Raw genomic sequence first — 12,825 nt, 5'->3', positions numbered from 1 at the left:
GGTGAGCGCGGATCTGTCGTCGAAGACGATCCTCAAGGACGCCTTCGTCCGGCTCGCCGACGGGGACAAGCGCCTGCGCCTGTATGCCGGCCAGTTCAAGGCGCCCTTCCTGGCGCGCGAGCTCGAGTCCACGTGGGGCCTGCCGCTCATGCGCCGGGGGCTCGTGGATGACTACCTGACGGAGACGCACCAGCTCGGCGGGCGCCGGCTGGGGCTGATGGGTGAGGTGCGGCTCAAGGAGACGTGGAACCTGAAGGTCTCCGGCGGCCTCTTCGAGGGCGCCGAGGATGAGCTGGGCGATCGCACCAGCGAGGACGCGGCGGCGCGCGTGAGCGTGCGTCCCTTCAAGGCGCTCACGGTGGGTGCCAGCAGCTACCTGGCGCAGGTGACAGAGGGCACCCAGCGGCATGCCGTGGCCGTGGATGGGACGCTGCGCCTGGGCGCCCTGGAGGTGTCGGCCGAGCTCGTCACCGGACAGCTGGCGCTGGGGCCCTTCAGCGCGCAGCTCGGGCTGGCCAGCTACACGCTGCCGCTGGGCAAGGACTGGGCGCTGCAGCCGCTCGCCGGGGCAGAGGCACTCCAGCTGCGCGGAGAGGTGGCGGGACGTGGCTGGGCGGCCGTGGGGGGCTTCAACGTCCTGTTCTCTGACTCCTTCAAGGCCCAGCTGCAGGCGGAGCGTGCCCTGCGCCCAGGCGATGAAGCGCCAGGGACAGAGTACTCGCTGCAGCTGGCCACCCGCTTCTAGGCACGGAGGCTCGACGATGCTGTCGTTCGCCGAAGGGCAAGTCACCAAGCTGCGCCGTGAGTTCAAGCTCGTGCTGGACCGGGACATGGTGGGGGAGCTGTGCGCGCGGCTCTCCGCGGAGCTGGGCGGGTGCCTGCCTCCGCCCACGCGCATCGTGTCCGTGTACTTCGACAAGCCGGGCTACCCGCTGGCCCAGCGCGCGCTGCTCACCCCGGAGGACTGCCTCAAGGTGCGCACCAAGGAGTACTCGCCGGACCTGGGCTCCGGCGGGGAGCAGCGCGTGGTGCTGGAGGTGAAGCGCGAGCGTCACGGCGTGACGCAGAAGCGCCGGGTGTGGGTGCCCCGCACGCAGCTGCAGAGCGTGATCCGTGGGAGCGCGGGCCTGCTGCCGCTGATCGCGGGGGGGCGCTTGATGCCAGTGCTGGCGGTGACGTACCGGCGCCACGTGTACCAGGCGACGCAGGCCTGGCGGGTGACGGTGGACCGGGACATCGGCTTCCACCCCGTCACCCCGCAGCTGGCGCTGTCGGAGACGACGCTCACTGCCGAGCGGCTGGGGCCTGCCGTCTTCACGGATCGGCGCGTGGTGGTGGAGGTGAAGCACCTGGGCGCGGAGCTGCCGTCGTGGCTGGCGACGCTCAACCCGGGCAGCAGGAAGCCAGCGTACAGCAAGTTCGCCGAGGGGATGGTGAAGGTTCAGGCCTTCTCCGCGGATGGGGTTCTAGGGGGTTAGGGCACCGTGTTCATCGACTTCGAAGGCATTGACGGCAGCGGAAAGACGACGCTCTCCAACCTCCTGGCCGGGCGGCTGCGCCGGCTGGGCTACAAGGTGGCGCACGCGCGCGAGGGTGGAGAGCTGCAAGCGCCCGCAGCGCGGCGCATCCGGGAGCTGACGCGGGACTCGCGGCTGCTGGAGCTCAGCCCGCGCGCCGAGTTCTTCCTCAACGTGGCGCGTGACGCGCAGCAGCTCGAGGAGGTCATCGCGCCCGCCCTGGCTCGCGGCGAGGTCTGCATCAGCGATCGGTACCTGTACTCGCAGCTGGCCCTGAGCGGCGGCGGGCGCGGCCTGCCGGTGGAGGAGCTGGCGCCCGCGTGTGCCATGGCCTCGCGCGGCATGTGGCCGGATCTGGTGATCCTGGTGGACGTGGAGCCGGATCTGGCGAGGCTGCGCAAGCGGCTGGGCAAGCTGAAGGAGGGCCGCGCCTCGGACGCCGACAGTCGCAAGGGGCTTGCGGGGGCAGGGCTCGGGGTACGGGTGCGCGAGGCCTTCCTGGCCATGGCGCGCAAGGATCCGGCGCGCTGGCTCATCATCGAGAACAACGATCAGCCGCTGTGGGCGCTCGAGCAGCGCATCATGGACGCGGTGGTGGCGCGGCTGCAGGGACGCGAGCCCCAAGTGCAGCGCATCTCCCCTCCTCCGAGCACGCCGGTGACGCCGGGACCGGTGACGGTGGACAGTGTGGAGGAGCGCTTCTTCCAGGCGCTGGACTCGCTGGAGGTGCGTGAGCCGAGCCTTGCCGTGTGGATGCTGGGGGGCCTGCCTGGGCTGGCGGCGCACCAGCGGCGGCTGGGGGCGGTGGAGCGCTTCCCCGGGCTGGCCGTGCGCAGCCTGTCGGGGCTGGAGGATGAGGCCTCGTGGGCGCTGCGCGAGCTGCTGGCGAAGGTGGTGCCCGTGGACGTGGTGGCCAGCCTCGCCGTGAGTGCCTCGCCGCGAGCCATGGTGCTGCGCCAGCAGCTCTATGCCCTGTCGCCCGGGGAGGTGGTGGCAGGCCTCAAGCGCAATGGCAGCCACGAGGCCTGGGCGCTGCGCGAGCAGGCCCTGGGGGAGAGAAGGCTGGTGGACGTGCTCCTCGGCCTCGCGGGTGTGGAAGGAGACACGGCGTGGTCCGTGCGCGAGCTGGGCATCCAGAAGAAGCTCTATGCCGAGGTGGCTCGCAGCCTCACGGGCCTGAGCGGAGAGCGCGTGGATGCGCTGCGAGAGGCACTCCTGCCGCACGATCGGCTCTCGGTGCTGCGGAGCATCGTCGGCCTGGACTCGCCATTCGCCAGCGGCCTGCGCGAGCAGCTCGCGGACAAGGCGCCAAAGCTGGTGCTCCGCTCGCTGACGGGCCTCACCACCCACGAGGCCTTCGCCCTGCGCGAGCGCTACGCCCTGGTCACCAAGGAGGCCATCGACTCGCTCGACGGGCTCGATGATCCGCGCGCGTGGCAGCTGCGCGAGACGTGCGCGGAGCGCTGGCCGGCCACCGTGCTGTCCTCTCTCAGGGGGCTGCCGCTGACGGAGCGCGTGGAGGCGCTCATCACCCGCATCCTGGGCGCCGCGCCCGTGAGGCTGCCCTTGCTGCGCAACGCCTACGGCGTCATCTCCACGGCCCAGGAGACAGCCACCGAGCGGGTGATCCGCCCGGTGTTCAGCTCCCAGTCCCAGGTCTCGGTCTAGAACGGACAGCCATGGACGCCTCCTTGACTGGGATCTTTGGTGGGATGGGCGAGGATCTGTCCTCCCTTCATGTGGGCGCCATCGTGCCGCGGATGGTGGCGGCGGTGCTGATTGGCGCGGTGCTCTCGCTGCGGCCCTGGCGGCTGCTGATGGGCCGGCCGATGCCCCGGTCCGAGATGGTCCAGGCCCAGGTGCTGCTGTGCACCGCGGCGGCCGTCATCACCTGTGTCATCGGCGACAGCGTGGCCAAGGCCTTCGGGCTGGTGGGCCTGGGCGGCTTCGTGCGGTTCCGCTCGGGACTCAAGGACCCGCGCGACGCGGCGATCCTGTTCCTGGTCATCGGCCTGGGGATGGCCTGCGGACATGGCAGCCTGGCGCTGGCAGGCGTGGGCACGCTGTTCGTCGCGGGGCTGCTGGTGGTGCTGGACCTCTTCAACAAGGAGGAGAAGGGCACCCGGCAGCGCGTGGTGCTGTCGGCGCAGTCGGATGATCTGGTGAACGCGGAGGCCTCGCTGCGCAAGGCGCTGGGGGAGCGCAACGTGCTGGTGAAGGGCTGTGCGCTCGACTTCGACGGGCGCCGGCTGGAGCTGGAAGTGGAGGAGAAGGAACCGGGCTCTCTCGTCGCGGCGCTGAGCCAGACAGAGGGAGCGCCCCTACGGGGGCTGAAGTGGACCGCGGTGAGCCCCAAGGGGGCACGGGAGGACCTGGTATGAAGCGAGCTGTCGTGGCCGCGCTGGCGGCCGTGGTGTGGCTGGGGGGATGTGGCGGGAGCGGTGGGAGCCTGCCGCTGGATCCTGGCGGGCAACCGCCGGAGACCCCGGAACTGCCGGGCGTCCCCGTACAGCCGGAGCAGCCAGAGCCTGGCGAGCCCCCATCGCTGTGGCCGCTGACGACGGGCTCTTCCTGGACATACCGCATCACGGATCCGACGCGCGGCGTCTTCGACAAGCGCGTGGAGGTGCTCGGACCGCAGGCGGTACCGGAGACGGCCACCACGGCCACCCTGGTGCGCAGCGTGCAGCCGCACCTGGAGGAGCGCTCGTGGCAGCTCGAGCTGCAGAACGGCGTGGTGGTGCGCCTGAGAGAAGAGGATCTCAAGGCTGACGTCATCGCCCGGGTGACGACGTGGTCTCCGGCCACCGTGAAGTCCCTGGCCCAGACCCAGGAGCTGGGCTGGAGCTACGAGTCCACGATCCGGGAGCTGACGCGGCAGGACGACGGCACCACGGAAGAGAAGGAGCGGACCTATGTCTGGCGCGTGCTCGCCGTGAACGAGACCGTCACTGTCCCAGCCGGCACCTTCACCAACGCCATCAAGGTCCAGCGCGATCGGCCGGACAAGGCAGGCAAGGAGCGGGTCTACTGGCTCGTACCGGGCCTCGGAAAGGTGAGGGAGGACGGCGAGCGGCTCGAGGAGCTCGTCTCCCATGACGTGAAGAAGTAGCCGGAGGTGCAGGGGCCTCGGGCCTGAGGGCGCTCCCCCGCCCGCCTGCTGGGAGAAGGGGCGGGTTGGATGGAGTAGCGAGGGGTAGCCGTTTCAAGCCTCCGAATCCCGGAATCCACCGGATCGGAGGCTTCATGCATCAATCGAAGGTATCTGCGCTTGGCGTACTGGCCTGCGCGCTCACGCTGACCGCGGGCGTATCTCAGGCTACCACTCTCACCCGCACACCCTACCTGCAGAGCGTGAGGGGAGATACAGCGCTGGTTGCCTTCCGGCTGGACGCCAACTGCACCCCCGAGGTGCACTACGGCACGCAGGGAGCCCTGAGCACGGTCGTCCGCTCGGCGGACAGCGGCCGCATCCATGCGGTGGAGTTGAAGGGCCTGACGCCGAGCACGGAGTACACCTACCAGGTGCACGCCTGCGGCGCCCAGACGGCCACGAAGCGCTTCCGCACCGCACCAGTGGAGGGCACGCGCCGGGTGCACTTCGCCGCGGTGGGGGACTCCGGTACGGGAGGGGAGCGCCAGAGGGCCGTGGCCCGCGCCATGCTGGAGCGCCGGCCGGAGCTCTTCCTCGGGCTGGGGGACAACGCCTACGAAGCCGGAACCGAGGAGGAGATTCAGAACAACCTCTTCGCGCCCTTGGCGGAGCTGGTCGCCGAGGTCCCCTTCTACCCGGTTGCGGGCAACCACGAGTACGTCACGAATCAGTCGCAGCCGTACCTGGACAACATGTACCTGCCCACCAGCCCGAGCGGCGGTGAGCGCTACTACTCCTTTGATTGGGGCTTCGTGCACTTCGTGGGGCTGGACTCGAGCTGCGCCCTGGGTCTGGCGACGGCGGACCGCTGCACGCTCGCGGCGCAGAAGGCGTGGCTGGAGCAGGATCTGGCGGCGAGCCAGACCGCTTGGAAGATCGTGTACTTCCACCACGCGACCTGGTCGACCGGCGCCTGGGGCTCCGCCCTCAAGATGCGCAGCGAGTTCGCGCCGATCTTCGAGAAGCACGGGGTGGATCTCGTCCTGACGGGGCATGACCACCACTACGAGCGGACCCGTCCCATGATCGGGGATGCGGTGGCGCCTGCGGGCCAGAACGGCGTCACCTACCTCGTGGTGGGCGGCGGCGGAGCGAACCTGCGCTACATCTCCTCCAAGCAGCCCGAGTGGAGCGTCACGCGCAACAACAAGGTCCACGGCTTCCTGGATGTCGACGTGACAGGCGGCACCCTCCTGGGGAGGCTCCTGACGCCCGAGGGGGAGGTGGTGGACTCCTTCACCCTGACGAAGCAGCTCCCGCCCGAGGAGCCCCCGAGGATCAACCTGATCGTGGAAGGGCAGCGGGGCGTGGCTCCGCACCAGGCGCTCTTCCGCGCCGAGCTCCCCTCCCCTGGCGTCGCCGTGCGCTGGGACTTCGGAGATGGAGCGACCAGCGAGGGAGCCGAAGTGAAGCACGTCTACGCTCAGCCGGGCGAGTACACGGTGACGGCGACGGCGACGACCCCGACGGGAGGCGCGAGCAGCACCTCCACCACCCAGATCTCGGTCTCGGCGGCCGGGACCGGTGGAACGCCGACGGATCCGGGAGCTCCGAACCCTGGGGACACCCAGCCGCCGGTGGCCTCCGGCCCTGGGACCTCGCCCGGCACGTGGGGGGATTCACCCAGCGCTGGGTGCTCGGCCATTCCCGTGGGGGCCCTCCTTCCCCTGGGTGCACTCGCGTTGGCTGGGCTCCTGCGGCGCCGCCGGCGCTGAACGCAGCGCCTGTCCCCCATTCCAGAGGTGGGCACTGCCACAGCGGCAGTGTCCATCCCTGGACCGGGGGGCCACACCCTGGCGCCTCTCCGCGCTTGCCTCCGGGCTTCTGGGATGCGATGGGCACCTACACCGCAGGTTCCCCTCCCCTCGGGGGCCCTGGAGCCCGCCATGAAAAGAACTGACCGTCAGGCCGCCAAGCCGCCCTCCTCGAAGAAGTCCTTCAGCAAGAAATCCGCGTCGAAGGGCTCGAGGTCCCCTCGCCCGAAGACCTCGAGGGCAGCTCACGAGGCGTCCGAAGCCAGCTCGGCGCGCCCGCTTCGTGAGGACCTCGTCCTCCAGGCCAGCTTGGAGGCCTATGGCATGGTGAGGCACGAGGGCCGCCTCTCCGATCGGGCGCTCGACTTCACCCTTCGGCGCAAGGCCCACCTCTACTCCACCGAGCGTCGTGCCGTCGCCGAGCGCGTCTATGCCCTGCTTCGCCGCCAGCGCACGGTGGACTACCTCCTCTCCCACTCGCGTTCCGGCTTCGAGCAGCTCCAGACGACGCGCCAGGACGTGCTGAGGCTGGCCGCTTCTCGCATCCTCCACGGCGAGCCCACTGACGTCGTAGCCCGAGACTCCGCACTGACCGGCGTGGACGCCGCAGCCCTGGACGCACTGCCGGAGGCCGCCGCCGCGTTGGAGAAACTCCCGCGAGACCAGCGCTTCCCCCTTGTGGCCTCGCTGCCGGACTTCCTGGCGCACAAGTTCCGCGAGACGTTCGGAGCAGAGGCCGAGCGCGCCACCGAGGCGATGAACGAGCGCGCTCCTCTCACCGCACGCGCCAACCTGTTCAAGGGCGACCGCGCGGCCCTCCAGAAGAGGCTCGAGGCAGAGGGCGTCGAGAGCCAGCCCACGCCGCTCTCCCCCATGGGGCTGTGGCTCAACACGCGGATCAACGCCTTCTCGCTCGACAGCTTCCGAGACGGGCTCTTCGAGCTGCAGGACGAAGGCAGTCAGATCCTGGGCATGCTGGTGGACGCGCCCCCCACGCGGGTAGTGGATGCATGCGCGGGGGCCGGAGGAAAGACGCTCCAGCTCGCCGTCCAGATGAAGAACCGGGGCGATCTGCACGCGCTGGACGTGGATGCCAAGCGCATCGACGAGCTGCGCAAGCGCGCACGCCGCGCCGGTGTCCACAATGCCCGCACCCAGCTCATCCCTTCCGAGGGCCCTGCCGCGGACGAAGCCCTCGCGCCGCTGAAGGACAAGGCGGATCGGGTGCTGGTGGACGCGCCCTGCAGCGGCACGGGCACCTACCGCCGCAAGCCGGACGCCCGCTACCGCCTCTCTCCCGAGGATCTGGCGAACCATGTGGCCCGGCAGAAGGCGCTGCTGGAGCGCTTCTCCACCCTGGTGAAGCCCGGCGGCCGGCTCATCTACGGCACGTGCAGCGTCCTGCGCGAGGAGAACGAGGCCGTGGTGGAGGCCTTCCTCGCTCGCCACCCCGACTTCTCCATCCGCCCGGTGACGGAGGAGCTGGGCCCCGAGCTGGGCGCCAAGGTGAGCCGCGGCCCCTTCCTGCGGCTGGCCCCTCACACGCACGGGACGGATGGGTTCTTCGGGGCGATCCTCGTCCGGGCAAAGTAATCTCTGGAAACTCCCCTTCACTGGAGACCCTCGGCAATGCCGGAAGCCGTCCGTTACCGCGTCTCGATGCCCCGCCCGCACTCGCACCTGTTCGAGGTGGAGGCGACCTTCCCGGTGGGCCCTGACGTGCTCGATGCCGTCCTGCCGGTGTGGACGCCCGGCAGCTACCTGGTGCGCGAGTACGCCCGCCACCTTCAGGACGTGACAGCGGTGGGCCCTCGAGGCGAGCTGCTCCCCGTGCAGCGCGCGGACAAGCGCACCTTCCGCGTGCGCACCGGCGGCCGGGCCGTGACGCTGCGCTACCGCGTCTACGCCAACGAGCTGACGGTGCGCACCAGCCACCTGGACGGCTCGCACGGCTACTTCAACGGCGCCACGATCTTCCTCTACACAGATGCCACGCGCCACCACGAGCACCGCGTCACCGTGGAGGCGCCAGAGGGCTGGCGGACGTTCTCCGCGCTGGAGCAGCAGGACGGCATCTTCTCCGCGCCGGACTACGACACGCTCATTGACAGCCCCTTCGAGGTGGGGCCGCACACGCCCCTGTCCTTCGTCGCCGCGAGCGTGCCGCACGAGGTGGTCGTCTGGGGCGACACCGTCCCCGATCCGGACAAGCTGACGACGGACCTGCAGCGCATCTGCGAGGCGGAGGCGCGGCTGCTCGGCGGGCTGCCGATGAAGCGCTACCTGTTCCTCGTGTACCTCACGGACAAGGGACGCGGCGGGCTCGAGCACCAGGCCTCCACGGCCCTGCTGTTCCCTCGCGCGGCGATGCAGAACAGCCGCGGCTGGGAGGACTTCCTCACGCTGGCCGCGCACGAGTACTTCCACCTGTGGAACGTCAAGCGCATCAAACCCCGCGCGCTCGTGCCCTTCGACTACTCGCAGGAGAACTACACCACCCTGCTCTGGGCCTTCGAGGGGATGACGTCGTACTACGACAACCTCTTCGTGCGCCGCGCCGGGCTGATGTCCGCCCACCGCTACCTCACCCGCCTCGGCGAGACGCTCACCACGCTGCATGGCACGCCGGGCCGCCGCGTCCAGACGCTGGCGGACGCGTCACTGATGAGCTGGATCAAGCACTACCGGCCTGACGAGAACTCGTCCAACAGCGCCATCTCCTACTACCTGAAGGGCGAGGTGGTGTGCGCGCTGCTGGATCTCGAGCTCCGCCGCGCCACCGGAGATGCGAAGGGCCTGGACGACGTGGTGCGCCTGCTGTGGCAGCGCTACGGCAATGGCTCGGGCGTGCCGGAGGACGGCGTGGAGAAGCTCGTGAGTGAAGTGGCAGGCAAGGACCTGACACCCTTCTTCGATCGGGCCGTGCGCTCCACGGAGGAGTTGGACTACTCCGTCCTCTCGCACGTGGGCCTCGAGATCGGCTTCCGCGTGCGGGAGTCCTCCACGGACAGGGGGGGCACGCCAACGCCTCGCAAGGGCAGTGAGGCGAAGCCCAAGGGCTGGCTGGGGCTCTCCCTCAAAGGCAACGCCACGGTGGCCTCCGTGATGGACGGCTCGCCGGCGATGGAGGCCGGGCTCTACCCCGAGGACGAGGTGGTGGCCCTGGACGGCTACAAGACGGACGGAGCCGGGCTGTTGAGCCGCTGCGAGGACCGGCGCCCGGGGGAGACCGTGCGGGTCACGGTGTTCCGGCGGGACAAGCTGATGGAAGTCCCGGTGGTGCTGGGCCAGAAGCCCGCGGACGCCGTGTATCTCACCCGAGTGGACAAGCCCTCCGAGGCGCAGAAGGCCGCCTACCAGGCCTGGCTGGGCGCGCCGTGGGACGAGGCGGTGGGGTAAGCTCCTGCGCTACGTTGTCCACCGGTACCCGAACACGGACGCGTCGCGCTTCGCCCAGGCCCACCTTTCGCCTACTTCCTGACGGTGCGTGTTGCGGCGGCGAGGGGGCGGCACCACCTTCGCAGCCATGTCTGGGTTGCGGATTCTCCCGATGGTGCTGGGTCTCGCCTGCCTGTCGGCCTGTGACAACAGGCCCGTGGTGGACAGGGGCGGGGACGTGTGCTCGGAGGAGTTGGTGTCGTTGAAGGTGGAGGTGATCACGGCGCATGGCGCCCTCGTCAAAGGGGCCACCGTCACCGCGATCAACGAGGAGAGTCAGGAGAGCATCACCGGAGTGACCAATGAGGTAGGTGTCAGCAGGGCCGTCAACGAGTCGCTCGCCCCCGGCCTCACTCGCCTCTACGCCACGGCGGGCGCCAAGGTCTCTCCTGCCGCGGAGGTGGAGTGGCAGTGCGACGACTGCCACTGCCAGCCCGTCCCCGGAGCAGTCACCCTGCAGCTCAACCCGTGACGTCCACGACCTGTTGGGTAGGCACTCTGGCGAGCCCCCCGAATCGGGAGGTTGTCCTGAGATCAACAGGTCGCTAGCCTTCGAGGGCCATGCCGAGTGTGGACGAACTCCTCCAAGCGCCTCTCTCCGAGCTGACCGACCGGTTCCTCGAGCGCGCTCAACCCGTACCTCAGGGGTTGCTGGAGGCGCTGGAGACAGACAGCCGGCAGGGCGCCCGCTCGCTCGCCCGCAAGATCCGCACCCGGCAGGAGAAGAACCGCTCGGAGGGGCAACGGCTGCGCCACCTGCTGCGCTACGAGGTGGAGCTGTGGACGCAGGGCCTGGAGCGCGTGGCCGGGGTGGACGAGGCGGGGATGGCCCCCTTGGCCGGGCCCGTGGTGGCGGCGGCGGCCATTCTCCCCAAGAACTACCGACTCAAGGGGTTGGACGACTCGAAGAAGATCCTCGATGAGGAGCGCCGCGAGGAGCTCGCCGTGGCGATCAAGCGGGACGCGGTGGCCTGGGCGGTGGGCGTGGCGGAGGTGGAGGAGATTGACCGCATCAACATCTACCACGCGGGGCTGCTGGCCATGCGGCGCGCGGTGCAGGCGCTGTCGCTGGTGCCGGAGTACGCGCTGGTGGATGCACGCACCATTCCCGAGTGTCCATGTCCCCAGAAGGGGATCATCCACGGGGACGCACTGTCGATGAGCATCGCGGCGGCTTCCATCATCGCGAAGACGACGCGGGATCGCATGATGTCGGAGCTGGACAAGCAGTACCCGGACTATGGGCTGGCCTCACACAAGGGCTACCCGACGCCGCAGCACTTCCAGGCGCTCAAGGAGAAGGGTGTATTGCCGATCCACCGGCGCAGCTTCGGGCCGGTGCGAGAGGCGCTCGGGCTGGTGCCCGTGCAGGAGGAGCTCTTCCCCCTACCGCCTGTTCCTCCCGAGCCGTGAGCGCCGATCGCGATATCGACGCGTGGTTGGCACAGCGAGGCATCACCCTCCCGGACTCCCGTAGCCGGGCTCGCTCCACATTGGAAGAGGCGAAGATCGTCAACCCGAAGAAGGCTCGCATGAGCGAGCAGAAGCTGGAGCGCGCCGAGGCGGTGCTGGCCGAGCGCTTCTTCCGCGTCTGCAGCGCACCGGCATGCCAGCAGGCGGCGAGCACGAGCGGCCGGGAGCCGCTGATGGTGGACCCGCGGAGTCACTGCGAGAGCTGTGGGGGCTCGAACAACCGGCGCGCGGGAACGGACTTCGTGGAGGCGTGCCGGCGCAAGGGTATCCGGCACGTGGTGATCGTCGGGGGCTCTCCCGCGGTGCGGGAGGAGCTGGAGTCGCAGCTCAACGGGCACATCGAGCTGCGCATGGTGGACGGTACGGAGCGGCACACGGCGGAGAAGGCCCGGCACAACCTGGAGTGGGCGGACCTGATCCTGGTGTGGGGAGCCACGGAGCTGCACCACAAGGTGAGCGAGCACTACACGAACGTGGCGCCCGCTGTGGGCCGCAAGGTGATCCTCGTTACCCGGCGAGGCATCGCCGCCCTGCTCGACGCGGCCATGACGCACCTGAAGCGCTGACGGCTCCGGCCGTTGCTCGGGGAATCGAGCAACGGCCATGCGCTCTCGACGGTGCCCTACTCCTCGTCCTGGCGCAGCGTCGCCAGCACGTTGAGGTCCTCGAGCGTCGTGGTGTCCCCGGTCGTCTGCTTGCCGGCAGCCACGTCACGCAGCAGCCGGCGCATGATCTTCCCCGAGCGCGTCTTCGGCAGCCCCTCCGCGAACCGGATCTCGTCCGGCCGCGCAATCGCGCCGATCTCCTTCGTCACGTGGTTGGCCAGCTCCTTCTTCAGCTCCGCCGAGGGCTCCGTCCCCTTCTTCAGCGTGACGAAGGCCACCAGCGCCGTGCCCTTCAGCTCATCCGGGCGGCCCACCACCGCGGCCTCGGCGATGCGCGGATGCGACACCAGCGCGCTCTCCACCTCCGCTGTGCCCAGACGGTGCCCCGCCACGTTCACCACGTCATCCACGCGGCCCATCAGCCAGAAGTAGCCGTCCAGGTCCGTCCGCGCGCCGTCTCCGGTGAAGTACTTGCCCGGCAGCTCGCTGAAGTACGTCTTCACGTACCGCTCCGGATCCCCGTACACCGTGCGCAACATCGACGGCCACGGCTTCGTCAGGAAGAGCAGCCCGCCCTGCCCCTTCGGCACCGGGTTGCCCTGCCGATCCAGGATCTCCGCGTGGATGCCCGGCAGCGGGAGCGTCGCCGAGCCCGGCTTCGTCGGCGTCGCCCCCGGCAGCGGCGAGATCATGATCCCACCCGTCTCCGTCTGCCACCACGTGTCCACCACCGGGCACCGCCCGCCGCCGATCACCTCGCGGTACCACATCCACGCCTCGGGGTTGATCGGCTCGCCCACCGAGCCCAGCAGCCGCAGCGAGCTCAGATCGTGCTTGCGCGGATGCTCCTCGCCCAGTCGCATGAACGCACGGATCGCCGTGGG

At 69.7% G+C, this 12,825-nt stretch carries 11 protein-coding genes and 1 pseudogene; 11 read left to right on the top strand and 1 reads right to left on the bottom strand.

The features are described from left to right. From VD972_RS28685 to VD972_RS28635, 11 genes and pseudogenes are all read left to right on the top strand, one after another. A pseudogene (locus VD972_RS28685) lies at positions 1–745 on the top strand (hypothetical protein); the annotation flags it as partial. Positions 746–761: 16 nt separating this feature from the next. Next, positions 762–1,478: a VTC domain-containing protein gene (locus tag VD972_RS28680; RefSeq protein ID WP_324991941.1), complete on the top strand. Its 717-nt coding sequence runs from the start codon at positions 762–764 to the stop codon at positions 1,476–1,478. A gap of 6 nt (positions 1,479–1,484) precedes the next feature. After that, on the top strand, positions 1,485–3,185 hold the full coding sequence (tmk, locus tag VD972_RS28675) for a dTMP kinase (protein WP_324991940.1): 1,701 nt from the start codon (positions 1,485–1,487) through the stop codon (positions 3,183–3,185). Between the two features lie 11 nt (positions 3,186–3,196). Then, a complete protein-coding gene (locus VD972_RS28670) occupies positions 3,197–3,898 on the top strand; it encodes a DUF4956 domain-containing protein (protein WP_324991939.1) in 702 nt (233 codons plus the stop codon). Then, complete coding sequence (locus VD972_RS28665) at positions 3,895–4,629, top strand: hypothetical protein (RefSeq protein WP_324991938.1); 735 nt, start codon at positions 3,895–3,897, stop codon at positions 4,627–4,629. The genes VD972_RS28670 and VD972_RS28665 overlap by 4 nt, the downstream gene beginning before the upstream one ends. A gap of 242 nt (positions 4,630–4,871) precedes the next feature. After that, positions 4,872–6,386, top strand: a complete 1,515-nt coding sequence (locus VD972_RS28660) for a metallophosphoesterase (protein ID WP_324991937.1) — start codon at positions 4,872–4,874, stop codon at positions 6,384–6,386. Between the two features lie 171 nt (positions 6,387–6,557). Further along, the gene (locus tag VD972_RS28655; RefSeq protein ID WP_324991936.1) at positions 6,558–8,018 is read left to right on the top strand and encodes an RsmB/NOP family class I SAM-dependent RNA methyltransferase; all 1,461 of its coding nucleotides are present in this window, start codon (positions 6,558–6,560) and stop codon (positions 8,016–8,018) included. A 36-nt stretch (positions 8,019–8,054) separates the two neighbouring features. Next, positions 8,055–9,824 (top strand): M61 family metallopeptidase, encoded by a 1,770-nt coding sequence (locus VD972_RS28650; RefSeq protein WP_324991935.1) that lies wholly within the window; start codon positions 8,055–8,057, stop codon positions 9,822–9,824. A 151-nt stretch (positions 9,825–9,975) separates the two neighbouring features. After that, on the top strand, positions 9,976–10,335 hold the full coding sequence (locus VD972_RS28645; protein WP_324991934.1) for a carboxypeptidase regulatory-like domain-containing protein: 360 nt from the start codon (positions 9,976–9,978) through the stop codon (positions 10,333–10,335). A gap of 89 nt (positions 10,336–10,424) precedes the next feature. Further along, positions 10,425–11,276 carry a ribonuclease HII gene (locus tag VD972_RS28640; RefSeq protein ID WP_324991933.1) on the top strand — a complete coding sequence of 284 codons (852 nt, stop codon included), beginning with the start codon at positions 10,425–10,427 and terminating at the stop codon, positions 11,274–11,276. Beyond that, positions 11,273–11,902 carry a hypothetical protein gene (locus VD972_RS28635; protein WP_324991932.1) on the top strand — a complete coding sequence of 210 codons (630 nt, stop codon included), beginning with the start codon at positions 11,273–11,275 and terminating at the stop codon, positions 11,900–11,902. Before VD972_RS28640 ends, VD972_RS28635 begins: the two co-directional genes overlap by 4 nt. 56 nt (positions 11,903–11,958) lie before the next feature. Here VD972_RS28635 and VD972_RS28630 read toward each other — a convergent pair. After that, positions 11,959–12,825, bottom strand: an 867-nt coding sequence (locus VD972_RS28630) for an AMP-binding enzyme (RefSeq protein ID WP_324991931.1), incomplete at its 5' end; no start/stop codon positions are given.

Source organism: Hyalangium sp., assembly GCF_035629615.1.
In the GTDB taxonomy this organism is placed as follows: domain Bacteria; phylum Myxococcota; class Myxococcia; order Myxococcales; family Myxococcaceae; genus Hyalangium.
This window is presented reverse-complemented; position numbering and strand designations above follow the sequence as displayed.

What these genes read in the sequence shown, in the direction of transcription:
- VD972_RS28680 (WP_324991941.1), top strand. Translation starts at nt 762, where the DNA reads ATGCTGTCGTTCGCCGAAGGGCAAGTCACCAAGCTGCGCCGTGAGTTC.
- VD972_RS28670 (WP_324991939.1), top strand. Translation starts at nt 3,197, where the DNA reads ATGGACGCCTCCTTGACTGGGATCTTTGGTGGGATGGGCGAGGATCTG.
- VD972_RS28665 (WP_324991938.1), top strand. Translation starts at nt 3,895, where the DNA reads ATGAAGCGAGCTGTCGTGGCCGCGCTGGCGGCCGTGGTGTGGCTGGGG.
- VD972_RS28655 (WP_324991936.1), top strand. Translation starts at nt 6,558, where the DNA reads ATGAAAAGAACTGACCGTCAGGCCGCCAAGCCGCCCTCCTCGAAGAAG.
- VD972_RS28650 (WP_324991935.1), top strand. Translation starts at nt 8,055, where the DNA reads ATGCCGGAAGCCGTCCGTTACCGCGTCTCGATGCCCCGCCCGCACTCG.
- VD972_RS28645 (WP_324991934.1), top strand. Translation starts at nt 9,976, where the DNA reads ATGGTGCTGGGTCTCGCCTGCCTGTCGGCCTGTGACAACAGGCCCGTG.
- VD972_RS28640 (WP_324991933.1), top strand. Translation starts at nt 10,425, where the DNA reads ATGCCGAGTGTGGACGAACTCCTCCAAGCGCCTCTCTCCGAGCTGACC.